Annotated in this window: 16 protein-coding genes and 1 tRNA gene; 1 reads left to right on the top strand and 16 read right to left on the bottom strand. The window is 48.2% G+C overall.

What is annotated here, in order from left to right; translation table 11 throughout:
- Positions 1 to 310 precede the first annotated feature (310 nt).
- The 9 genes from GGU45_RS03400 to GGU45_RS03440 all read right to left on the bottom strand — a co-directional run bounded on the left by GGU45_RS03400 (position 311) and on the right by GGU45_RS03440 (position 10,929).
- Positions 311 to 1,063 (bottom strand): lysophospholipid acyltransferase family protein, encoded by a 753-nt coding sequence (locus GGU45_RS03400; protein WP_435222026.1) that lies wholly within the window; start codon positions 1,061 to 1,063, stop codon positions 311 to 313.
- A 154-nt stretch (positions 1,064 to 1,217) separates the two neighbouring features.
- Positions 1,218 to 2,096, bottom strand: a complete 879-nt coding sequence (locus GGU45_RS03405; RefSeq protein WP_435222028.1) for a vWA domain-containing protein — start codon at positions 2,094 to 2,096, stop codon at positions 1,218 to 1,220.
- Positions 2,097 to 2,176: 80 nt separating this feature from the next.
- A complete protein-coding gene (locus GGU45_RS03410) occupies positions 2,177 to 4,006 on the bottom strand; it encodes an OmpA family protein (RefSeq protein ID WP_435222030.1) in 1,830 nt (609 codons plus the stop codon).
- 210 nt (positions 4,007 to 4,216) lie between these two features.
- Entirely contained in the window at positions 4,217 to 4,852 is a 636-nt protein-coding gene (locus tag GGU45_RS03415) for a phosphoribosylanthranilate isomerase (protein ID WP_435222032.1), read from the bottom strand.
- Positions 4,849 to 5,637 (bottom strand): indole-3-glycerol phosphate synthase TrpC, encoded by a 789-nt coding sequence (gene trpC, locus GGU45_RS03420; RefSeq protein ID WP_435222034.1) that lies wholly within the window; start codon positions 5,635 to 5,637, stop codon positions 4,849 to 4,851. Before trpC ends, GGU45_RS03415 begins: the two co-directional genes overlap by 4 nt.
- A gap of 83 nt (positions 5,638 to 5,720) precedes the next feature.
- Positions 5,721 to 6,713, bottom strand: coding sequence for an anthranilate phosphoribosyltransferase (gene trpD, locus GGU45_RS03425; protein ID WP_435222036.1), 993 nt, complete (start codon positions 6,711 to 6,713; stop codon positions 5,721 to 5,723).
- A 60-nt stretch (positions 6,714 to 6,773) separates the two neighbouring features.
- Complete coding sequence (locus GGU45_RS03430) at positions 6,774 to 7,343, bottom strand: anthranilate synthase component II (protein ID WP_435222038.1); 570 nt, start codon at positions 7,341 to 7,343, stop codon at positions 6,774 to 6,776.
- Positions 7,344 to 7,518: 175 nt separating this feature from the next.
- Positions 7,519 to 8,937 carry an anthranilate synthase component I family protein gene (locus GGU45_RS03435; protein ID WP_435222040.1) on the bottom strand — a complete coding sequence of 473 codons (1,419 nt, stop codon included), beginning with the start codon at positions 8,935 to 8,937 and terminating at the stop codon, positions 7,519 to 7,521.
- Between the two features lie 984 nt (positions 8,938 to 9,921).
- The gene (locus GGU45_RS03440; RefSeq protein ID WP_435222041.1) at positions 9,922 to 10,929 is read right to left on the bottom strand and encodes a hypothetical protein; all 1,008 of its coding nucleotides are present in this window, start codon (positions 10,927 to 10,929) and stop codon (positions 9,922 to 9,924) included.
- A gap of 345 nt (positions 10,930 to 11,274) precedes the next feature.
- Here GGU45_RS03440 and GGU45_RS03445 point away from each other — a divergent pair, with 345 nt between their 5' ends.
- On the top strand, positions 11,275 to 11,865 hold the full coding sequence (locus GGU45_RS03445) for a hypothetical protein (protein WP_435222043.1): 591 nt from the start codon (positions 11,275 to 11,277) through the stop codon (positions 11,863 to 11,865).
- An 80-nt stretch (positions 11,866 to 11,945) separates the two neighbouring features.
- On the opposite strand, the gene GGU45_RS03450 is transcribed toward GGU45_RS03445, so the two are convergent.
- The 7 genes from GGU45_RS03450 to GGU45_RS03480 all read right to left on the bottom strand — a co-directional run bounded on the left by GGU45_RS03450 (position 11,946) and on the right by GGU45_RS03480 (position 24,106).
- Positions 11,946 to 12,019 (bottom strand) — tRNA-Arg (locus tag GGU45_RS03450).
- A gap of 190 nt (positions 12,020 to 12,209) precedes the next feature.
- Positions 12,210 to 14,564, bottom strand: a complete 2,355-nt coding sequence (locus tag GGU45_RS03455) for a hypothetical protein (RefSeq protein ID WP_435222045.1) — start codon at positions 14,562 to 14,564, stop codon at positions 12,210 to 12,212.
- A 34-nt stretch (positions 14,565 to 14,598) separates the two neighbouring features.
- Positions 14,599 to 16,890: an alpha-L-rhamnosidase-related protein gene (locus tag GGU45_RS03460; protein WP_435222047.1), complete on the bottom strand. Its 2,292-nt coding sequence runs from the start codon at positions 16,888 to 16,890 to the stop codon at positions 14,599 to 14,601.
- 346 nt (positions 16,891 to 17,236) lie between these two features.
- Positions 17,237 to 18,817 carry an alpha/beta fold hydrolase gene (locus tag GGU45_RS03465; protein ID WP_435222048.1) on the bottom strand — a complete coding sequence of 527 codons (1,581 nt, stop codon included), beginning with the start codon at positions 18,815 to 18,817 and terminating at the stop codon, positions 17,237 to 17,239.
- Positions 18,818 to 18,834: 17 nt separating this feature from the next.
- Positions 18,835 to 20,526 carry a glycoside hydrolase family 43 protein gene (locus tag GGU45_RS03470; RefSeq protein ID WP_435222050.1) on the bottom strand — a complete coding sequence of 564 codons (1,692 nt, stop codon included), beginning with the start codon at positions 20,524 to 20,526 and terminating at the stop codon, positions 18,835 to 18,837.
- A gap of 114 nt (positions 20,527 to 20,640) precedes the next feature.
- The gene (locus tag GGU45_RS03475) at positions 20,641 to 22,686 is read right to left on the bottom strand and encodes an alginate lyase family protein (protein WP_435222052.1); all 2,046 of its coding nucleotides are present in this window, start codon (positions 22,684 to 22,686) and stop codon (positions 20,641 to 20,643) included.
- A gap of 16 nt (positions 22,687 to 22,702) precedes the next feature.
- Positions 22,703 to 24,106: a sugar porter family MFS transporter gene (locus GGU45_RS03480; RefSeq protein WP_435222054.1), complete on the bottom strand. Its 1,404-nt coding sequence runs from the start codon at positions 24,104 to 24,106 to the stop codon at positions 22,703 to 22,705.
- Positions 24,107 to 24,120 lie beyond the last annotated feature (14 nt).

A 24,120-nucleotide genomic window follows, 5' to 3' on the forward strand; every position in this document is an offset into this window, starting at 1 on the left:
GAAATCAGAAATCAGAAATCAGAAATCAGAAATCAGAAATCAGAAATCAGAAATCAGAAATCAGAAATCAGAAATCAGAAATCAGAAATCAGAAAATGGTATTTGGTATTCAGATTTCGGGGTATTTAGACTTTAGCGCTCTCCGGAACCTTTAAACCCGGAACTTCGGAGAGATTTGAAACATCTGAGTTTAAAAACTGCTCCAACCTGAAACCTGAAACTTCAAACCTGAAACTTTTCCTCATTCCCCAATTCCCACTCCCGATAGCCATCGGGATTCAAATTCCCAAATTTTCACATTCCCAAATTTTCAAATTTTCAACTGTGCTTTCATAGTCTGAAACACTTCTTCTTTCAGTGCCGCAGCATTCCTTCCGTTTACTTCAACTGGTTTTAAAAAATGGATCTCCAGGGTCCGGGGCAAAAAGAAAAAGGGTTTATTGAGCGGAACAGCCTGTTTGGTACCGATGATCACCGCAGGAATAATGGCATGCCCGGTATCTTCCGCCAGCTTAAAGGCGCCGTTGTAAAAGGGTTTCAGTAATTCCCTTGTACGGTTGCGGGTACCCTCGGGATAAATACACATGTGCATTCCCTGCTTCAACACCGATTTCATTTTATCGATACTTCGTTTCCGGCTGATCTCATTTTTCCGGTCTACCAGCACCGATCCCTTTGTGTAATACCAGCCAAAAACCGGGATCTTTGCAAAGCTGGTTTTGGCGATCGTCTTATTAGGACCTGGAATAAAAGCAGAAGAAAGCGGGATATCCAGCAACGAATTATGATTGCAGGTAACAATATATCCTTCTCCTTTTTTAAAATGTTCTGTGCCGCGTATGCGTATCGGACAACCAATAAGGAAAAACCATATATGCATCCATATTTTTGATACCCTGATAAAATATGCCGTAGAAGCCGGTTCCCGAAACAGGTAGGAAATCAATGCAAAAGGCAGCACGAGGATAAAGGTAACGATAAAGGTAACCAATGCCCAGGCTGCACAAATCCTGCCCGCTATCTCTTTTACAATACGCATGATCCGGTAGTTATGAAGGTTCAAAAATAGCGGTTTTATCATTGCCGTCCCGGCATCTTTCGAGCTACCCGATTGGTCCGCCGGCAAAACGACACCAGGCCCGCCAGGATCAACCGGACAAACCTGGAGCCTCTAAACTTTGGGTGTCTTTGAAAGCTTCAACGGCCCGTGCAGGAAACTATTTCCGTTCTTTATCCTGATTACAGATATTTTGAATAATTGAAATAAGGTCCTGCGAAATATTATTGAAACTATTGAATTCATAGGCCTGCCCTCCCGTATTATGGGCAATCAGCTGCAGCTTATAATTGGCCGGGTACGTGGGGTTTCCTTTAAACGTGGTCAGCAGGATGCATTGAATGCCCATGCTGTTGGCAGTAGCCGCAAGCGCATTGAGGTAGGTATCATCCGCTGCAGTGGCGTTATCATCATCACCACTGGCTGGTGCATCGGTAATGATTACGGCCAGTTTGGTAATATTGCCACTGCGCCAGGTACCGGCAAACTGGTTGCTGAGTATTTCATTCAGTAACAGGTCGCCCGGCTCGGGTCCTCCAATTCCCGCGCCCAGCTTCATCGCTGCGGGATTGTTCAGTTTGGCCAGTTGGGTACTGAATGAAGTTTTGTTAGCGGTAGCAAACTTTTCCATCATGGTCAGGTACTGGTTGGTGGTGGGCCCGGTGCTGATCACCAGTTTCTGATTGGCCGGCAATCCTACATAATCCGGTGCATTGCTATACTGAGGTAAGGGAAGCTCGGTACCGGGCTTTGTATACTCATCAAATATGGAAAGTGAAAGCCGGTAATCACCACCAGATTCGGTTACGATGGCGTTGGCTATATTATTCACCTCCTTTTTAACCGAATCGATCGCGGCACCCATGCTCCCTGTATAATCAACCAGGAAAGCCACATCCATTCCCGCGTTACAGCCCTGGGCTACCGTTTCGGGTGATGAATAATTGCAGATTTCTTTTTTGCTGCAGGAAAACGATCCCAGCAGCACCAATGAATAAGTACAAACGGTCCACAGTGCTTTTATTATATGTTTCTTCATTATTGACAATTTTTATTGGATTAAGGATTGATTTGAAGAGCAACGGACCGTTTCCCGATCCGTTGTCCTGCTGTCCGGGATCATCTTCCGGGGCAGATAACCTTCATTTCTGTGCGCCGGTTAAACTGGTGCTCCACTTCGGAACAGGTTACGCCATCGGCACAACGGTTCAGCAACCGGGTTTCTCCATAACCTTTTGCAACGATCCGGCTGGCCGTAATGCCTTTTGACACCAGATAAACCTTGGCGGCATCGGCCCTGTTTTGCGAAAGTCTTTGATTGTAGGCATGAGAGGCTCTGGAATCGGTATGCGAAGAAAGTTCCACACGTACCCCGGGATTATCATTCATAAACTGCACCAGGCGGTTCAACTCCGGTTTGGCATCTTCGCGGATAAAATATTTATCCAGGTCGTAGTGTATATTCTCCAGCCGGATGGCTTTATCGCAATCAGTTTCTTCCATGCACATTTCCAGCTTTACAAACAATGTGGTATTCCGGTTATAGTCAGCCGCAGTTATATTCACCATCTGTGAAAAATACTTTTCCTTCTTACCAAATACGGTCATCTCCGCTTTTTGTTTCAGATGAAAAATAAACGCGCCTTCATTATCTGTCTGCGTATTCTTTTCCACGGCACTGGCACGGTCTCTTAACACTACGGTAGCGCCTGGCAATGCGGTAGCCGTATTACATACCACGGCATTCCCTTTGAGAATAAAGTTCTGATCGGTGTATAAGAGCTCTTTCTGCAGGGTGCCGTTGGCAATAAATTCATTCTTTGCTGCCTGCGCCGGTGCCAGATCCACATTGTACAGTTTTCCATTGATCACATAACTGCCCGGTGTCATATTGGGAAACACGATCACTCCGAAAGCATTGGTAACGCCCGAACGGATCACATTACCGGAGGCATCTTTTACCGCCACATCGGTATGCGGCAATACTTCTTTTGTATACTGATCTCTTGCAGTAACAGCCAGCGCATACACCTGGCAGGTATTGCAGGGTTCTACAGGGGCCGGCGCCACGGAAGCAGGTATTTTTGTTTTTTTACGGGTAGGCAGCCGGAGGCTGATACCGGCATAGGCTCCGATAGACGAAATATCACAGTTGCAGGGCTTATTAATTGTTTTCAGATCCTTCTCTGTAAAAGCGCGCATGCCGTCCCCGTTCGGCTCAAAAGCCCGGTATGCTGCCGAATAACCGGCCGGACCAACAGCATCTTTTGTATCCAGGTGGCGCAGGTAGTAGGCACCAACGTGCATTCCGATAAAATCATTAAAAAAGTATTGTGCCCGCAGCGATCCTTTAAAACTAAGAGCATTGTTGATATTGTATCCTCCATGATAGTTGAGCACCTGTTCTGTTGATCCGTTCTTACCGGTGAGCGCAAGGCTGCCTCCTTTAATGGATGCAAAACCTGCCCTTCCGTTTAGGTCCACAGAAAATCTTCCCTCCCGGTTTGTATAGTGGACACCCGGGCCAATACCATAAAAAACACGGGTAATATCCTGTTGCTGCAGTGTAAAATCTTTGATGAGGAAGTTATTTACCGGGTCAAAAACAGAATCAGTGGGGTACTGGTTTTGCGGCCGGTTCTTAATATAATCCACATCTGCTCCAAAGCTGAACCACTTCCAGTAATACCCCGCGGTAGCGCCCGTGCTCAAACCGCCCTGGTAGCGGATATAGGGAGTATTGTTCTTATAATCGGGAAACAGGTCATATCCGCCGTTTAAACCAAACCGGAAACCCTTTCCGGATATGGGTTCTTTTACTCCCTGCAGGGTTTGCGCAAAAACGCCCATGGAAAGCAGCAACAATACCACTGAAAAAATAAGGCAGCAAATATGCTGAAGACCGGTTAGCCGGTAGCCGCCGGCCAGGGTTAAAGTTTTCGTTTGCATAGTATAAAATTTTAAATGATGGTTGTTATTTTATACTATATCCACAAAGGTGTTTTTTTGTTACCCCTGTAATAAAGAGTAATTGAGGTTCGTTATTAACCGCTAAGATCGCCAGGATTTCTCGCAACGGTCGCAAATCGTTTCGGGCAATGACCCGGCCAGCTGTGTGAGACTTCCAGTCTCACACCTTTATTCTATCGCCTTCGGCGGTTACGTATTTTCCAGGTCTGTTAAAAACTGTTCAAGCAACCTCATATCCTTTACACCCGGTGCCGTTTCAAACCTGCTGTTTACATCGAGCGCATAAACTTTATTGTTCTTCAGGAAAGCGCGCAACACAGCTAAATCATCCGAACTAATGCCCCCACTTAAAAAGTACGGGCGTTCTGGTTGCGTTTTCTGCAAACCCGACCAGTCAAACTTTTTGCCGGTACCTCCATAATCTGTTGCCCTGGTGTCAAACAGGAAGGCATCAGCAACGGACGTATAAGGCGCTGTGGTTTCGAAAAGATCTTCATTACCGGTTACCCGAAACACTTTTACAATTTCAGCTGCACCCTTCAGCCTGCTGCAATATTCCGGCATTTCATCACCATGCAGCTGCACCATGTCCAGTCCGTAAGCTGCTATTATACGCTGTACTTCTTCAACCGGCGCATTCACAAATACTCCCGCTTTTTTAATATTCTTTAATGCTTTCAGCTTCGCCGGATCGATCTTTTCTCCCACATACCTCGGTGAAGGCGGGTAGAAAATAAACCCCGCATAATTTACACCCATTGCCGCCAGTGCTTCTACCTGCGGCAGCTGCGTCATTCCGCATACTTTAACCAGGGGCCGGCTCATGCCTCTTTTTTTAAGCGGTTCACAAAATCTTCAAATGCAGCTGGCGGGTTTTCCTGACGCATAAAATATTCGCCGATCAGAAAACCCCGGAATCCGTGGCGGCGGAACAGCAGGATGTCTTCAATTTTATCGATTCCGCTTTCTGCGATCTTTATCCGATCACCGGGAATCCTTTCCGCCATTCTCAGGCTGCGCTCCAGGTCTACAGAAAACGTTTTCAGATCCCGGTTGTTGATCCCCACGATCTTCGTAGCATCACATACATGCTCCAGCTCCGCTTCGGCATGCAGTTCCAGGATCGTTTCCAGCCCCAGGGAGGCGGCAAATAATGCCAGCCGCTCCACTTCTTCAGGGGTAAGGCAGGCGGCTATCAAAAGAATGATATCAGCCCCCATAGATTTTGCCTCCACGATCTGGTACTCATCAATAATAAAATCCTTGCGCAGAATCGGGATCTCGTTTTTTCGTGCTGTGATCAGATCTGCGGATGCACCACCAAAAAAATGTTCATCCGTCAGTACCGACAAAGCAGCAGCCCCATATTTTGTGTAGGCCTCTGTAATGGCCGTTACATCCGCATCCTTATTTATAAATCCTTTGGAAGGGGACCGGCGTTTGAATTCGGCAATGATGCCCGTTCCGGCCGGTTGCAATAAGGATGCAGCAAGCGAGCGCACCGGTAGCCGGAATGCCGGAGTCGCCTCCAGCTGTTTAACAGAAGTGGTCGCTTTTTTTTCAGCGACCGTCGTTCTCTTGTGCGCAATGATCGTATCAAGAATGTTCATACTATTGTTTGAGGTTTAACGTTGGATTTCGTTTTTATACTCGATGATTCATTGACTATTCACCATTCACTACTCACCATTCTTCACTGCAATGCAATCAACCGCTGCAAACACTGGTATGCCCTGCCCGACCGCAGGCTTTCTTTTGCCGCTTCAAAAGCATCGGCATAATTGGGATAAACACCCGTTACCTGCAGGGCCACTGCCGCATTGGCCAGCACTACCGCCTCCTGCTGCGGCGTACCATTTGCCTGTATGATATCCGAAAAGATCTTTGCTGCAGCCTCTATTGTATCCCCGCCTTTAATGGATTCAGGCATCACCTCCATACCGCCCAGCTCCGTAGCCGACCATACCTGTTCGCCCGCTGCTGTGATCACCTTGGAATCGCCGGTCAATGAGATCTCATCATAGCCATCGAGGCCGTGCACGATCGCAAAATTCTTTGACTGTTGCTGCATCAGGTAGTTATACAGCCGGGCCATTTCCAGGTTATACACTCCAATGATGCTGAAGGCCGGAAATGCCGGGTTTACCAGGGGGCCCAGCATGTTAAAGAAAGTACGTATGCCCAGATTTTTGCGAATGGGCCCCACATTTTTTAACGCAGGGTGAAACAGCGGGGCATGCAGAAAACAGATATTGGCTTCTTCCAGTTCGCGCCGCAGTGCCGCATTATCATTCTTAAACCGGTATCCCATCGACTCTACCACGTTGGATGATCCGCTGATGGTAGACGCCCCATAGTTGCCATGTTTGGTTACCTTATTACCCGTACCGGCCACAATAAAACAAGAGAGTGTAGAAATATTAAAAGTGTTTTTGCCATCGCCCCCGGTGCCAACGATGTCGATGGTATCCACACCCTCAAATTCCATAGGTAAGCAAAGTTCCAGCAGGGCATCCTGAAAGCCTTGCAGCTCCTGCAGGGTGATGCTGCGCATCAGGTATACCGTCATAAAGGAGGTTACCTCATGCTCATTGTATACACCTTTTCCGATGTTTACCAATACCTCTTTTGCCGCGGCGCGGTCCAGGGTCTTGTGTTCAAATAACAGGGATAATATCTTTTTCATTTTTTTTCTTTAACAAAGCGTCCATACATTCCCACATTTTCAAATCTTCAAATTTTCAAATTAATCCTCCAGCCAGTTCCGTATGATCGTTTCGCCCATGGGCGTGAGCACACTTTCCGGGTGAAATTGCACACCCTGCACATCGTAGTTCTTATGCCGGAGGCCCATGATCATGTCCTGATCGTCTACAGCTGTAATCTCCAGCGCATCCGGAAAATTTTCGCGGGACACTACCCAGGAGTGATAACGGCCGATCTCGAACTGATCCGGCAGACCGTCAAAAAGGTTGCCGCTGCGCCGGATGATATTGCAGTTGGTTGCCACTCCATGGTACACCTTGGGAAGATTATACAGCGTACCGCCAAACACTTCTCCAATAGCCTGCTGGCCCAAACAAACGCCCAGTATGGATTTGGTGGCAGCATACTCCTGTATCAGCGGCAGCAATAACCCGGATTCCACCGGGATGCCGGGTCCGGGCGACAGGATGATCTTATCATATTGCTGCACTTCCTCCAGCGGCAACTGGTCGTTCCGGAACACATCCACTTTCTGGTGCAGGATTTTTTCCACCATGTGCACCAGGTTATAGGTGAAGGAATCATAATTATCGAACACGAGTAACTTCATATCAGAATTTCTTATTTTAGTTTGTTTGCCTTTCCACCACCAACTTCTCACCAACAACTTCTCACCAACCGCTTCTCCCTAACAACCTCTCACCACCACGCCGCCAGAACCACAACAGTACAAGAGTGCGATGCAAGACCGCCGGGATCTGTTCTGCAGCCGGGCTCATAATGATCTATAAAATCTTTTCGGCCTCGGTAATGGCCTTTTTCAAAGCGCCCAGTTTATTGATCACTTCCTGCAGCTCCCCCTCAGGGTTACTGGCCGCCACAATACCGCCACCTGCCTGTCGCGTTAAGGTATTGTTCCGGCTTAAAAAACTGCGGATCATGATGGCCTGGTTACAGCTGCCGTCAAAGCCCATAAAACCAATGGCACCACCATAAAAACTGCGCGCCGTGGGCTCCAGCTGACTGATGAGTTCCATTGCTTTTATTTTGGGCGCACCGCTTAAGGTACCTGCCGGAAACGTTTTTCCAAAGAGATCGAACGGGTGGGTGTCCGGAAACACGGTTCCGTTCACCTCGCTTACCAGATGTATGACATGAGAATAGTAGTGTGCTTCTTTAAAATGACTCACATGCACATCGCCGCAGCCCCGGCTGAGATCGTTCCGCGCCAGGTCTACCAGCATTACGTGCTCTGCATTTTCCTTGGGATCGGCCTGCAATATTTTTGTTTGTTCTGCATCCGTTTTGTCATCACCCGTACGCTTTATGGTACCCGCAATAGGATGAATGGTTGCCTTGCCTTTATTGATAATAAGCTGCGACTCGGGCGAAGACCCCATCAGTTTATAATCGCCATAATCAAAAAAGAAGAGGTAGGGCGAAGGATTGATATTCCGCAAACTCCGGTAAACATTAAATTCATCGCCGGAAAACTTTTGGGTAAAGCGGCGGCTGAGTACGATCTGAAATACATCGCCCCGATGACAATGAGCAATGCCGGCACGCACCATATCCCGGTGGTCATCATCCGTCATATTGGACTCCTCGGCTCCCAGGGCGCGGAAGGGATATACCGGTACATCGCGACCTTTGATCAGCGAAAGCAGGGCCGCTTTTTCGCTTTTTATACCCTCCATTTTATTTTCGAGGATAAAGAGCTCATCCTTAAAATGGTTAATGGCAATAATGTATTGATACAAGCGGTAGCGCATCAGCGGAATATCTTCCCTGCTGTTTTTAAACCGGCTGCCCGGGATGGTTTCAAAGTACTGGATGGCATCATAGGTTGTATATCCATACAAGCCCTGTGCATAACGCGCCTCCGGCTGACTGCCTTCCTCCATCTCAAAACGGCTCATAAAGCCGGTGAGCACTTCCGTGATCTGCTGCCCCCTGGAAAGACTAACCTGTTCTGCCGTTTGCGCGGGCAGTTTAAAATCGATCGTATCCCCGGAAAGCATCTCAATTCCGGCAATGGCGTTTACTCCAATAAAGGACCAGCTGTTATTGGTGGCGTTGGTATCCGCGCTTTCGAGGAGGATGGTATCCCGGAAGCGATCGCGCAGCCGCAGATAAATCCCTACCGGCGTAAAAATATCGGCCAGCAATGACTGTACTTCTGTTTGGATCCTTATCTTTTTCATCCTTAAATTTATATGGTTTTAATGGTAGGATGTAACCTTTGATGATTAAAATTTTCATTACCCTGTGTGATGAAAATTTCAATCATGTCGGTTTCATAATCTTTTCCGTTCTTTCAAAGAAAAACCCCGGTACTACCGGGGTTCACTTATAATATTGTTTACAACAAGACAATAGCATCAGAGCGCCCCAAAGGAGTTTCTGTGCCACCACCAATTATTGTTGTTTGAATAATTCATAATGCACAAATATAAATTTGAAAAACAATACCAGCAAATTTTTTTAAAATATTGGGTTATTGCCATTGAAACACAGAAACACAGATTTTTTAATGCTGCGGCGATGGCCCGCCTTTAATTCAGAAAAGCTCAAAGCATTCAGAATCTCCTGTGTTTGCCACTGAAGGACTGAAGCGCCGATAGTCCTTGGGGACGAATTCGCCCGGCAAAAGGCCTTTGCAAAGCGGCATATCAAAAATCTGTGCCTGAGCTCTGTAGCCGTTTAACCGCAAAGCACGCAAGGGTTTTCGCAAAGTGCGCAATAGGCGGGGCTCCAGCTAAATACCATCGTTTGGCTCCTCCGCAAATGCCACTGAAGCAGGGAAGTACAATGATTCAGTGTGCCAGTGGCATATTGTGGTATATTTCACGCGGAGGCGCAAAGGGGCAAAGACGCGGCGTTTTGTCTAATGCTTCGTGCGTTTGTGTCTTTGTGGCCCATCGGAATTATTATAACCATGAAGCATCCTGTCCCATATAGAAAACCAAACAGCAAAGAGGCTGTATCAAAAGTCTCTATTTTGTCATGCCGTCCCGATGGCGATCGGATTGTTTCGGCATCTAAAGATGATTGTTTGTCAATAGATGCTGAAACAAGAATAGATCCCGGGTCAAGCCCGGGATGACATCTTCAGAACGACGTCATGCTGTAATGCGACTTTTGAGGCAGCCCCCTTTTGCCTTTAATATATTACATCTCCCGTTTAGTTACGGACAAGGAACCACGCGTCTTACATCGAGGTGTATGCCATAATACTCAAACTTGGGTACTGTAATGGTTAATGCGTTGCCCTTATAAGTGGTAAACTGGCCCGGTGCAGGATTTTTTGCCGGGGGAACGCCAATATATCCCTGTATTTTTACGGATTCATTATCGCTTGTCAGCGACCAGCCTGCAGCAAGCTTTATAGTAATGGTAACATTACCATCGATATCCGGGGCAGAAAAAGAGGCTGTTCCGGCAGCCATTGTTTGCCCGGCATAAATCGTCACGGGTTCTTTACCGTTATTTGGCGTTGGCGTATAAGTAGCCCAATTACCTTTGGTTACATATCTTTTTCCTGCTGCCCAGGCGCTTTCATTATCGTAGCAGGCTGCGGTTGTTTCGCAGGACTGCAGGCAGTAGTCGACATAATAGGAAGGATTTTTGCCACCATTGGGTGTACCAGCTGCCCAGGCCTTCAGCGCTTTTCCCTTGGTAACGGCCTGCAATTGTGCAAAGGCCATCACTTTTACACATTGTCCTTTAAGGCTTACAAGTGGTAGTATATAAGTATAAGTAGCATTTGTGAAATCGGTTGGTTTATAAAACTGTCCAAAAACAGGGTTCTGAGCATCGTTAGTACCATTATCAATGTCATCAGAAGAAGGCGCGGCGCTGGCATCACCTACAAATATGCGAATCTGTTTTAAATCATACCCCAAAGCCGCATCGTAGCGCACATAAAGGTTTGTTTCATCATTGCTGATTTCCACGGAGCCCAGCGTTGCAGGAGTCTCCTCAGAAGTGTTTACCAGCGGCAGCTGCAGGGGGGTACCACAGGCCTTGCCCTGTAAAACTGTGGGTACGGACAGCAGCGAAACCGGCTGATCTGTTGTTTCTGCAATTGTTTGGGCCCTGGCAGGAGTTTCGGCTGTTTTCTGACAGGCGTACAAAAGGGTCATCAGCGCAAATAAGACGATGGCTCCGCCCTTTACAAAGTTTTTCTTGTTCATTTTAATGAATTTAAAATTTAAAAAACAGTCTAAAGGGGATCTTACACCAGGAAAACAGTAAGGATATACAGCATGTTTTGGTGTAGCTTATGAGCAAATCATAAAAGCCTACTTACAGTCAATCCTTTTAAACGCGTCTTGGTAATACAGATATAGGTAGTCTCTACATATACTGTGCATCAAAATTGCAGTAATTTTTAATAACAAACAATACCTATCAATAGGTAATTTGGTATAAATACGCTTTTTTACTACGGGTCTTTAGGGGGCGTTTTTATTTTACGGGAAACAGTAAAAACAGGAGCGGTCAACTTTTTATATTTGCGTCTTTCAAGACAAACAATTATGAGAAAAACGACAATCATCGCATCAGCAGTTAAGACGTTAAATACTGTTTTGACTGATTATTTAGTATCTGGGCCAAGAAGTATTCATGAATTTAAAATAGATTGTACAAAATTAGATGAGCGATTTCTTAGTGAGGATATCCGACACTCATTAGAGTTTAAGGAGATTTTTCAACAGCTTGAAAAAATTCAAGACAACCCCTGCTTGTATGTCTTTGAAATAGAATCTGAAATTTCTACAAAAAAAATTATTGAGAGTTTAAAGAACTTTGGAAATCAAACGGAAAAAGTAATTCCAAAACTAAAAACCAAAATCCCAGAACATAGCAAAACTCTTTATGTTGGTAAGGTAAATAGTTTAGTTTGGGGAAGACTAATCACTCATTTAGGCTTTCATACTCACAAAAACAAAGGGAATCCCAAAGCGTCAATAAATCACGGTCTACAATTACATTTTTGGGCTAAAGATCTATTATTACAAATAAAATATACAGTCATTGAGTTTGAACATAACATGAAGGATGTTTTACCTGTTTTGGAGAAACAATTAGCCTTTAAACTTAATCCAATAATTGGAAAACATAAATAAATGCTATTTGTTGTTGATTTTTTGCAACCATTGGGGAAGAAAAAAGCACCTACATTTATGTAAGCGCTTGATTATAAACGTGACCCGGATTGGATTCGAACCAATGACCTACTGCTTAGAAGGCAGTTGCTCTATCCAGCTGAGCTACCGGGCCAATTATTTCTTTTAAATAGTCATTAATTATTGGCCGAACCAATGACCCCGGCGCTATAGACGCCATGCGTTATTCTTCAGAACCGCCCCCTCTTTCTACTAAGAAATTGGGAGAATGGGCGCAAATATAGATTAAAATTAGCTGTTTTTGAAAAAACAAGTAATTTTTCCCCGAACCAGGGGAAATGATATCAACCCGCCACGGCCGGCAGCCACTCCTCCAGCAGGTACCGGCAATTCAGTATTTTTTCATACAGATCCGCGGGCGTATAAAAATATTGGTTGGACGCTTCAAAACCCAGTCGCGAATCGCCAATCTGCAGGGTAGCCATCCGGTTGGCAAGCGCTGCTTCCTGTGTTAGCAAGTGTGCAAGGCGGTCCTTAATCTTCCTGCGGTCTGCGGCTGCCTCCGCCAGCCTGTCACGCAATACAATAAACTCAGCCTGGTTGGCAATGCTCCGGTAGTGTATGGAAATGGCTTCAATGATATGTTGCTCCGACAATACCGCCTGCCGCTCCTTTTGCGGCAATGCGATCTTTCGCGCATCAGTCTGTAACTGTTGAACGATGTGAGCAAAAGTCTCGCCCAATTCGCGTAGTAATCGCGTAAAAACATCTATCGGATAAATTGAACGCCAGCCATTGACATCATCATAAGGCAACCCCACCATCGTTGCTTTGTAGCGGGTTGCAGCATCCCACAATAAATTGGCGGGCCCCACTTGTAACGGCGCCATATAAAGCACCCCCAGATGGTAAGGAAACCTGCTGAACTCCCTGCTGAATGTCTTCCATGCCACTGTTATCGCCGGAGCAGCTGCCCCAAACCGGCGCCGCGCCACCTGCTGCACTGCATCGGCTGCAGACAGGCTTTTATCATTGCCCATCAGCGCCACCACCTCCAGATTGGGAGAAGGGCAGCCTCCAAGCGTCCAGCCCAGCATAAGACCGGATACGCCTTCATTCCGGAGCCGGTCGATATGCGCCGCCACATTGTACAGGGCCGGTATATAGGGCACTGCACCTATTTCCCAGGAATTATTGGCCTGTATTTTGGCCATCGTTTTTAATCCATGTTCCCCCGCAATCTTCCAATGCCGTTTTGCCCGGGGACCCGGACCAATAGCAGAAATTGAATACTCTCCTATTTTACTTGTAACGCCACCCCGCTCAATATCCAGTTCCCACTCGCTAACACTCATCAGCAGACTGCCCGTTGTTATAAGCCGGGGGATGATCGCCGCCACCCAATCATTGTGCCAACCCCAGTCCCAGATGATCAGTTGCGGCGGCACCGCGGCAGCTGCTATTTTCCTGGCGGCAAGGGCCGTTTCATAACCCTTGCGAATGCCCCGGCTGTAGACATTGTTCAAAGCCGCAATTACAGCTCCTGGGCCCGCAGGGCCACATCGCGGACAAGCGCCGCCCTGCCCGTGCGACCAGCAATTGGTGGGATTTTCAGAAGCGGTGATGGAAAAAAAACCGGCGATCAACGGCGCGCGCTCTACAATTTGTGCTATGGCATTTTCGAGGTATCGCTGTACTCCCGGATGGCTGGTACAAAGGGAGGTACCCTGCCCGCGGAGCGCAGGGTGTTTTTTATAAAATGCCTCCGGCTGATGCCTTGGCTCATTCAGGTACAGGTAAATACCAATGCCATGCGCCCGGGCGCGGCCCGAAAGTTTTTGCAGGTTCTCAAGCCGCTGTTCCCAATGTTCGCTAACAGACGGATCCCATGGAAACGGCGTAAGCTTGCTCAGGACGATATGCATCCAGATGCTGTCTACACCCGATGCCGCAAGCCGCTCCAGGTAAGCATCGGGGTATGAATCGATTGATGGATCCAGCAACGGATCGCCAAAAAGTGCAAAATACGGATAGGTCAACCTGGGACTAAAACCCGCTGCGGACAGAGCCGGTACCGGCCACTGCTCCTTTTTAAACGGCGCAGACAATTCGTTCACAAAATGGAAATACGGCATCTGCTCTTTAGGCAACCCTTTTGGAAAGGCACTTCGTAAAAGCCGTAAAAACCGGTGCTTTCTTTCTACCGGAATTTCCGCTAACTGCTGATAGAGAACAGGAGCACATTCGGGTTTCAAACTGCCCAGCTTGATGTAAAAAAAATCATCTTCCTTCAATGTAAACTCCATGCGTGCCTTATCCCAACCCATCAGGGTTTGCAACTGGGCATCGGGCAACAGGTGCCAGTTCCTTCGGATAACCGTCAAATAACTCCGCTGCCATTGTTCATCTGTAACCTTTGGCGCCGAAGGTAGTCCCATAAACCGGGCGATCTGTCCCAATTGCTTTGGCGTTGCGTTTACCGTTGCTGCCATCCGTCCCAGCGGCACCAATCCCCAGTTGCGCCACACAAAAGCATAGAGGGCATTAGGAAAATGCTTAAAACCAAGTGCCTTTTTGCCTGCCTCTGTGCCGGCAAATGACAACGGTGATGCGCCCAAAAAGAAAAAGAGGCCAAGCGCCGAATTGGCGGCGATAAATTGGCGGCGATTGACCAGAGAGCCCCTGCCGGTTTGCTTCATTTTTATCCGTTTTTTATTTTGTACCCGGCTGTGGCTACTTATAATCCACCCTCCATTGGGCCGCACCCGACTGCACATTTTTTATAACCCAGAAAGAGCCATCTGCTGTCGCCGCTATTTTTCTCCCATCTTTAAAAATCCGGTCGGCATCCGACTGCCGGGGCAAACAGATTGTACCACTGGTATTGGCTGGCAGGCCGGTTTCCATCTGAAATGATCCTGCGGTTTTGCTAAATACCACCTGCACATTCCCTTTTAGAGTGGCCAGCTTTAGCCGGGCATGGCGAAGCGGGCCAGGGCGGGGTTTTATTTCTACGGTTTCAAAAGCCGGCGACAGCGGCGCTACGCCCATCAATTTGCCTACAATAATATTGGCAGGCGCACTGCCCCAGGCGTGGTTCCAGTCCTGGTTATTTTTATACTCCGTATCCCAAGCCTCGGTGGTCATGGTGGATCCGGTGCGTAACATATTATACCAGCTGCGCTTCCCTTTTGCCGTTAACAGTTCCAAACCATAACCGGCCTCGCCTGCATCATACAAGGCGCTTAGCAGGAACTGGGAGCCGTATACACTGCAGGCCATTCCTCTTGTGCGGATATAAGCAATGACTGCTGCCCGGTTTTGCTGCGGAACAAGGTCAAAAGCCAGCGCCATCATATTGGCATGCAGCGATGCATGCTCCGTAGTTTCCCCATCTTTTACAATCCCCCGCCGGGGATCCATAAAACTGCGCTGGAAAGCCGCTTTTACTTTTGCAGCCTGTGACGCGTAAAAAATGGCATCTGCTTTTTCACCCAGGGCCATTGCCAGCTTTTGCATACAGACCAGCGCTTCATAATGAAAAGCATTTACTACAGAATTATAATCCGTAAACACAAAGCTATCCGACTCCCCGGGAGCCGAGGAAGGCAAACCAAAACCGCCTTTTTGCGGCCAGTCCACAATATCCTTCAGCACTATGTTCCCATTAAAACTGGTCAGGTGTATTGATGCAGTGAATGCACTGTCCTGCTTGCCCGTACGGGTGCTGATCAGTCCATCCGGCCGGGCCAATGCCAACAATATCTTCGGCTTTAATTCCCTGTAAAGCATTTTAACGGTACGGATATCCCCGGAGTGCCAATAATCATTCCATGCGATCAGCAGGTTCTGTAACGACCATTCCGTTGGCCAGGTAGCATTGTAAATAAGATAGGCTAAAGAGCGCGGGGCCATATTGAACTCGGCATCTACCGCATAATGGGAGAGCTGGTTGATCAAAGCATCGGCCTCATACGGGATGCGTTCCCGGTCTCCATCCACGTACACTCCTGCAAAGCTGGTGGCTTTGATCGTATATTTACACAGGTCCCATACCTGGTTCAACAGCGTATCTGAACTTTCAAATTCAACAGCGGCATCATCAAACGGATAATGAACCGCATAGCGCTCCAGAGATTTAACGGCTACCGGGGCATTTGTTTTCTCAATTTCCACATACCGGAAGGGAAATACCTCACCTATATAACCCGGCATCCGTATTGCCTTGCTTCCTGTATTCCGCTTATCAGGAGGAAATATGGGAGCGTAGGAATGCAAACCTTTTTTTAAAGGGATCGCCAGCCGCTGATAGCGGATGGTTCCTGCCGGTTTTTTTTCAACTGCTCCTGTTGCATCTATGGCCTCTCCTACTTGAATCCAAAGCGTATCCCGCTCCCCTGCTGCCCCGGCAAGCAGGCGGAGCTGTCCGAATGCAGCTTTACCAAAATCATAAAACAGGTTTTGATTATGGAGCACCGCATGTAATATAGGCCTCTGAACGGTTTTTACCAGGGGCACTGCTGGTACCTGGTAGGGCTCCAGGACACTATCCGTAAGAAAAGACACCGGCTTCGAAAACGCCGTTGGCGCCCCCCGGTGATCCCATAGCTTCACCTTCCAGTAGTAGACGGTATTAGGCTTTAATTGGGGGCCGCTATAAACCACGCCCGATTGCTGCGAAGTAGCTACTTTTCCCGAGTTCCATACATCGCCGGTACCGGACTTCAGCTGTTGAGGCGAAGAAGCCAACAAGATCTGGCAGGCCGTTTGAGCAGCACCCCGTTCGTCACTGTTCATGATCCAGGAAAACCGGGGACGGGCACTGGCAATACGTGTAGCCTGAAAAACATGAGGCGCTTTCCTTGCCTGCTCCAGGCTAACGTTCACCGCAAGGCCGTTCTTCCATACACGGCCCGTATTGCGGGCCAGATCTGTCCGCAAGCCGGATGGCATCCCGTTTTTTTGTGCGTTTGTATTCATTGCCAGCAGCAGCCCGGCAAACAGCAATAAACGATACCCTGTCATATTTCGATTTATTAGATCATTGATATTCCGGCATGGTAAGTGGGAACGCACGTCATGGCCGGGGCAATCGTAATCAAGGTTGAAAGATAGCGATTGTTATTTATACTTCGTCTTTGCTCTGTATACTTCATCTTCACTTCTTATACTTCGTCCCGGATAAACTTGCGGGTGCATAACATTTTTTGCACTCTTTCTTTACCGCAAAAGACGCAGCGAACACGCGTGCCCGCAACGGCGGGTTACTATTAAATATCCTTGCGAACCTCGCGAATCCCTGGTGCACCTTGCGGTAAACAACCCTGACAAACTGCGCCAGTTCCGGATTGCTGCCGTGCCAACCTACAGTTCACCTTATATAAAACACCCGCTCAACGGGCAGGGCAGACTGCCATTTTCCGGCAATGCCGTACTGCCAGGCCACTACGGTTATCTTTACCGGGTATTTTGCCCCGGGCGGAATTTTAGTAAGGATCAGTTCGGCCCCTTTTATGCAGGCAGGCCCCTGCTTTACATAATAATGCACCGGCAGGAGGGCCGATGATTTTGCCAGGAGTTGTACAGATCTTGTAAAACGAGACACATCTTCCAGCTCCGGAAAATAAATCGTCTGCGCATCTCCGGATTCATTCGTTAATGGAAAATGCAGATCGAGCTGCTGCACGGCACTTTTATAAATACTATCGCCATCATTATGGGCCAGCAGCCATATATCATTGCTGCGTTTTTTATTATCAAACCCCAGTTTATCAAAATGAACCCGGAATACACTGTCATTTACTTTTGCTACAGGTCCGCATATTTTTGAAAGTCTCAACGGCGTTGCAGCATGCTCCCTGCCGGTTCTCGCTTTTGAACTGTCTGCAAAAAATGTGTTGATCTTAAAACTCAACCCATCTTCAAGCGGTGTAAACTGACCTACAAACACGGCATGGCTTTTCTGCGGCAATAATACTGCACCGTTTTGCATAAATCCTATGTACTGTTCTTTTTTTCCCCGCGCCTTAGCATAAATCCGCTCGGTTTCGATGGCCATCTCTTTATCAAAAACCCAGGAGGCTCTGTAACGGTTTCCTGTATAGTTTTTATAGAGAGCGGGGGTAAACAGAGGGAGGCTGTCTTTTCGCCAGCGATCCATCAGCCAGCCCTGCCGCGGGTTAACCGGCCTCAGCCTTCCGGCGGCTCCCATTCTTGCCGCCGCTGCTTTCTCTATAAACATACACAGATACGCCACGAGCGCATCGCTATAGTCAAAATGCCCGTGGCCGGCATCTGCAAAAAAGGAGATGGCCGCCCGGGGATGACTTCTAACATAATCAAACCCGGGTGTGATGCGATCCTCCCACCACTCATATTCGCCCATAACAAATAGGGCCGGAATGCCATCGATATCGCGGCCGCTCCAAGCTACATTTTTGCCCCCATATCCCGTAAGTGGTGTTTGTGGCGCATCTCCATGCACCGATACCAGTGCCAGCGTGCGCTGCGGAGCCCAGGCAGCAAAATTCCAGGGGAAGGTTGCGTAGGCAGAGTGACCAACAGCCACCACCGGGGCAGACCGCAACTCGGTATAACCCGATTCCTCTGCAAGCAGGTCCATCATCCGCTGAAAATTTTTACCGGCATCTTTATTAAAGTCGAAGGGCATATCAATGCCGGGTGTAACCCACACTTCGGCAAAACCAAGCTTTGTCATGGCAGCCCTGAAAACCGGGTGCTCCAGTATCCCTTCCTCGATCATATTATGCTGCGCAAATACCACGCCCCTTACCTGCCTGCAGTTTTCGGGGATCCATAAATACGCCTGCGGATGCCCGCCGGTTTCGGAAGACACCATACTGTCTACACTTATGCACCATTGCCAAACCTGTGCCCATACTGTGTTTGCGGCAGCCAATAACCAGATGACCAATACGATCCTTTTTATCATTATTGTGCGCTTTACCTTTATTTTCCGATCCGGAACCAATCCACATCCATCCAGGAGCGCGGACTGTCCGGCTTTTGATTTAGTATGAACATACCCGTTTTAGCGCCGATCCATTTTCCCTGTTTCGCCTGAAAAACGCCGCCCAGCTTTTCAAATTTTTTACCGTCCAGGCTGTAATAAAAATCGCAACGTCCGCCGTCCCCAACAGTCACGCGCAGGTAAATCTCCACCATTTCTAATTTCGTTTCGTAATTATACCGGATGACCGGTTGAAAATTTTTGAGGACCCTGTTATCCGTTACTGTTTCCGGGGTCTTTTGTTCCGCATCGTTGCATACAGCCCGCGCCAGGGCATAGCCGGCTGTTGTTTTCTTCAATGCGATATAGGAATAATCCCACCCCATCATGATCAACCCCGCGATGTCCCCTTCGTTTTGCAATACAGCGGTCATCTTCATGGTAGCGGTAAGGGCCGGAGCCGGCAATTTCTGCAGAAGCAGGTTGGGTATATCCCAAAAATTGGTATAAGCCCCGGGGTAATACTGCCCGTACAACCTTATATAGCCGCTGGCAGAGGGAAACCCCCATGATTGCTGCGGATTCGCATGCCAGCTCCATTGCAAACCCAGGTTTGGTTTATTAAACTCATCACTGGTTGCGGGTACTTCAACGGGGTAGGTTTGCCCCACATCGGGTTTTTTATAAGTAAAGACCGGCTCACCGCAATAGTCATGATCATTGATCCCCATCACCGGCCAGCCGTCTTTCCAATGTACAGGCTGCAGGTGTACGATCCTGCCATAAGGGCCTTTGTCCTGAAAATGCAGGAACCACCACTCCCCGGTTTTTGTATCTACCAGCCCGCCCTGGTGCGGGCCATTGACAGCGGTCGCCCCCTGCGCCAAAACCCGCTTCACTTCATAGGGACCATAAATACTTTTGGAACGGAGGGCTATCTGCCAGCCGGTTGCTACACCGCCTGCGGGCGCCAGTAAATAATAGTAGCCATCTTTTTTATAAAATTTTCCGCCTTCTACGGTGTGATTAATACCATCATTGCCATCAAAGATCAACGATTGGTTGCCGACTATTTTTGTTCCGTCTTCGTTTAGTTCACAAACCGTCATGATGCTGTTGAGGTGGGCGCGGCTCCCGGCCCAGGCATGTACCAGGTATACCTTACCATCCTCATCAAAGAACGGACTGGGATCTATACGACCTTTGCCGGGCAGCACCAAAACCGGCGGGCCCCATCTGCCCCGTATATTCTTTGTTGCTACCCGGTAAATACCAAAATCGGGGTCGCCCCAGTAGATCATATATTCGCCATTATGATAACGGATGCAGGGCGCCCACACCCCTTTGCCATGCTGCGGCTGATCAAAAAAAGCCGGTGGTATTCCGGGAAGGTGCAGATCGCGCAGCGCATAGTTGATGATCTGCCAGTTGACCAGGTCCTTTGAATGCAGGATGGGCAAACCGGGCACACAGTTAAAACTGGAAGCCGTCATATAATAATCATCACCCACCCGGATCACATCCGGATCGGAGTAATCGGCAAATAGCACCGGGTTTGTATAGGTACCATTAGCTTTATCCGCCACCCATGCACCTTTATCCATTTTTACCTGGGCGGTTAATAAAAGCGGCAGAAAGATGGTAAAAATAAAAATGGCTGCAACAGCTGGATCTATTTTTATCGGGTGCATAATATTTTTTAAAAATTTATTTTTTTTGTCACGCAAAGACGCCATGTTTGGCCGCAATGGGCGCGGCGTTGAAGAAAAAATATTATGCCCTTTTTTATCAAAATGATCGCTTTATTATTGGACGCTTGGAGTCCGTCCGTTTACCCGGACCTGGTCGATCCTTACAACGGTTGAACGGATCATTCCCGAAGCAACAGCGATGCCCAGGAAGCGGCTTTCTTCCGGAGCTGTCCGGAAGCTTCCTGCCTCCTGCCAGAGGCGTCCATCACCGGAAACCGATGCGGTAACCAGGTTCCCGCGCTTTTGTAGCCGCAGCCAGTAATAGCCCGTCAGCCGGCCAAAGGTTACAGCCGGTTCTGTTAACCCATTGCCATTGGCGATTGACATTTTAGCATCGTTCTTTGCCATCCGTACTTCCAGCTCGGTATGCCAGGCAGGCTCTTCTACATTTTCTGTTTTACCCGGGTATAACAACAACGAAACAAAGGGCGACTGTTCCGTAAGATCTTTTCGCAGCATCAACCCCATTATTGAGAACTGCGATCCGGGCTGCGGATCAATCCTGCATTCGAGCGTTGCATTTTCCTGAACCGGGAAAAAGGTATAATGAAAGCTATCAGCCGTTTTTCCCGGGCCCCTGCCAAACGCTTCGATCTTGAAGCGGCTACCATCAAAGAAAGTGAGTCCGGGAGTGATATTGCCTATTTCTTTTTGCATCCACCTGCCGGGCAGCCCCGCAACGGCCGGCTGTACAAAAGCATCCCGGCTGCTTCCGTTTTTGTAAACAGCAGCAACGGTATAATAATATTGCCGGCCCTGCTTCACCGTTTTATCGGTAAAGCTGGCAGTACCGCTATTTTCTGCAATAACTTTAAAAGGCCCTGAAGGTTGCTCCGCACGTTTTACGTTATAGGTGATACGATCGTTACCGGCATTGGGGGCGATCCACGAAAGCCTTACTTCCGTATTAAAACCTTGTGCCACCAGCCCGGCCGGCGGAGTTTCTTTTGCGGCAACCGGATTCTGTACTCCCACCGCTCCATAATACAAAGTACCATAACCCGGATGATCGGCCCCGGGCCTTCCCGGGCCTTCCGGGCGTATTTTTTCCACAACCCTTGCCACATCCGGTGCCGATAATTTTTTCAACCCGATGTAATGGGCATATACCTGCTCATACAAGGGACGCAGCTGCCCCCGGCCCTTATCCGATATACGGTAGTGATGGTATTTACCGGTCCGGTCGAGCCACTCGCTAAAAGGCAGGTCATCGTTGCCCAGGTTGTAGCGTGCCGTGTACTCAAACCCCTTCAGCAGCCGGTTATCGTTGTAACCATATAGATCCAAACCCTGGTTCCATGCGATAGCGCAGCATTCTGCCAGCATGCCAATGCCCAGTTGTGAGTGGGGCTGATCGCGCCCGCTTTCCTGGATCTGTCCACTGGCATTAATGATATAGTTACTGATACTTCCGTTGCCCCAGCCCTGGGTGTAATAACGCAGTGCTGCCTCAAAGACCGGACGGTCGTTACAAAATACGCCGATGGCCATACAGGTTTTGAGCGCCGCCGCATCCCAGTTACCATTGGCAAAGGGCGCATAGTCCTTCAGCACCGGGTAGATCACTTCTTTAAAATGTTTTTCTGCTTTACGGATATCTGCTGCCTTCCAACCCGCTCCTGTATAGCGGATAATCTCCGCCGCGTTAATCATCTTAAAAGGGCCCAAACCTGCCATCAGCACGGCATCCCGGCCGGTAACAGCGGTTAACGCTGCAGCCCACGCATTGATGATCTCAATAGATTTTTGCGCATACCGTTTATCACCGGTAATGGCCCACATAACCGCATTCTGATGTGCCGCATTGGCATCATTATCATATACAGCACTGCCTACGCCCGGGTTTCGCCCTACTGTTTTAAGGGGGCCCTGCATCTTATAGGTATATTGGGAGGCCGGATCTTTTATAAAAACCTGGTAGCCCTGGTAAACCGGCTGTTGCTGTAAGGCAACGGCGGTTTTCATCCTTAGCAGGTCTTCGCTGCTGTGTAAAATACCGGGGTGCATAAACGGCTGGGCGGCCAGCTGAACCACATTGGCGACTATGGCTATTAACAGCACACCGATCTTCCCGTGTAGATATTGAATCTCTTTTTTCATTTAAAGTCTTATCAATCTATTTTCCCGGCTGCTCTTCCACCAGCCTCTTTTCAAGATCCTCCAGCGAAACGCCTTTTGTTTCCGGCACTTTAGCCAGCACCCACACCAGCTGCAGGAGCATCATAAAAGCAAAGAATGCAAAAATGGGCCAGGGATTATCTTTGAATATCCCGTTTTTTGCATCAAGAAAAACCGGGACGATCAACGTAATAATGGCCGCAAATACCCAGTGCGTACTGGCTCCAAAGGACTGCCCCAGCGCCCGGATACGATTGGGAAAGATCTCCGAAATAAACACCCAGATGACGGCACCCTGACCGATGGCATGCGCTGCAATAAATAATAAAAGCGAGGATAAAAGAAATGCGGGGGTAGCATGTATATAAAAGGCATAGGCTACCATTGAAAGACTTACTATATATCCTACAGAACCCAGTATTAGCAGGGTTTTGCGACCGATACGATCGATAAGATACAATCCTACAAAAGTAAATACCAGGTTGGTGCCGCCGATGGCAATGGAATTGAGCAGCGATTCTTTTGAAGCCAGGCCAGCCCGTTCAAGGATCTCGGGGGCATAGTACAAAATAAAATTAATACCCGACCACTGATTAAAAAAAGCAACAAAGAAGGCCAACCAGATGATGCGGCTATATTTTTTGCTAAAGAAGCCGGTGCGCCCGGCAGCCATTTCCTGCGCTGCATTTTCTTTTATCTCTTTAACTGCCGCTGCCGCATCGGATACTCCCAGCCGCTCCAGTATGTCGCCTGCCTGCGCATCATCTTTCTTACGCGCCACCAGCCAGCGCGGGCTTTCAGGAATACTAAAAACCAATACGGTGTACAGGATAGCAGGAACCGCCATCACGCCCAGCATCCAGCGCCAGTCATTAACCCCTCCAACGCCCTGTAAAAAATAGTTGGATAAATAGGCGATCAGGATCCCAAATACAATATTGAACTGGTACATGGCGCCGAGGCGACCCCTTGTTTGCGGTGTGGAAATTTCGGAGATATAAGTGGGCGCCGCTACGGAGGACACTCCTATTCCCACACCACCAATAAACCGGAAAAAAGAAAAGGTATAAGGATCCTGTGCCAGCGCAGAACCAATAGCCGAAATACTAAAAAAAATACCGATCCACAACAATACTTTTTTCCGGCCATAGCGTTCGGTTGGCCGGCCGCCGAATACGGCTCCTAAAACCGTACCCCATAAGGCCATCGACATAATAAAAACACCGTGAAACCAGGGCGAGATATCCGTGGTATGCCAAAGATCCTTGATGGGCTGATTGGCTCCGGAGATCACTACCGTATCAAAACCAAAAATAAATCCGGCCAATGCCGCTATTACAGAAATTCCAAAAAGATTGATCTTCCTTTTTGCAACCAGGCCGGGAGTGTCGTTGATCTGCATCGTATTATTTTTTT

This window comes from Niabella hirudinis (assembly GCF_051201075.1).
In the GTDB taxonomy this organism is placed as follows: domain Bacteria; phylum Bacteroidota; class Bacteroidia; order Chitinophagales; family Chitinophagaceae; genus Niabella; species Niabella hirudinis.

Coding starts and splice junctions, on each gene's coding strand:
- GGU45_RS03405 (WP_435222028.1), bottom strand. CDS start 2,096: ATGAAGAAACATATAATAAAAGCACTGTGGACCGTTTGTACTTATTCA.
- GGU45_RS03410 (WP_435222030.1), bottom strand. CDS start 4,006: ATGCAAACGAAAACTTTAACCCTGGCCGGCGGCTACCGGCTAACCGGT.
- GGU45_RS03415 (WP_435222032.1), bottom strand. CDS start 4,852: ATGAGCCGGCCCCTGGTTAAAGTATGCGGAATGACGCAGCTGCCGCAG.
- trpC (WP_435222034.1), bottom strand. CDS start 5,637: ATGAACATTCTTGATACGATCATTGCGCACAAGAGAACGACGGTCGCT.
- trpD (WP_435222036.1), bottom strand. CDS start 6,713: ATGAAAAAGATATTATCCCTGTTATTTGAACACAAGACCCTGGACCGC.
- GGU45_RS03430 (WP_435222038.1), bottom strand. CDS start 7,343: ATGAAGTTACTCGTGTTCGATAATTATGATTCCTTCACCTATAACCTG.
- GGU45_RS03435 (WP_435222040.1), bottom strand. CDS start 8,937: ATGAAAAAGATAAGGATCCAAACAGAAGTACAGTCATTGCTGGCCGAT.
- GGU45_RS03440 (WP_435222041.1), bottom strand. CDS start 10,929: ATGAACAAGAAAAACTTTGTAAAGGGCGGAGCCATCGTCTTATTTGCG.
- GGU45_RS03445 (WP_435222043.1), top strand. CDS start 11,275: ATGAGAAAAACGACAATCATCGCATCAGCAGTTAAGACGTTAAATACT.
- GGU45_RS03455 (WP_435222045.1), bottom strand. CDS start 14,564: ATGAAGCAAACCGGCAGGGGCTCTCTGGTCAATCGCCGCCAATTTATC.
- GGU45_RS03460 (WP_435222047.1), bottom strand. CDS start 16,890: ATGACAGGGTATCGTTTATTGCTGTTTGCCGGGCTGCTGCTGGCAATG.
- GGU45_RS03465 (WP_435222048.1), bottom strand. CDS start 18,817: ATGATAAAAAGGATCGTATTGGTCATCTGGTTATTGGCTGCCGCAAAC.
- GGU45_RS03470 (WP_435222050.1), bottom strand. CDS start 20,526: ATGCACCCGATAAAAATAGATCCAGCTGTTGCAGCCATTTTTATTTTT.
- GGU45_RS03475 (WP_435222052.1), bottom strand. CDS start 22,686: ATGAAAAAAGAGATTCAATATCTACACGGGAAGATCGGTGTGCTGTTA.
- GGU45_RS03480 (WP_435222054.1), bottom strand. CDS start 24,106: ATGCAGATCAACGACACTCCCGGCCTGGTTGCAAAAAGGAAGATCAAT.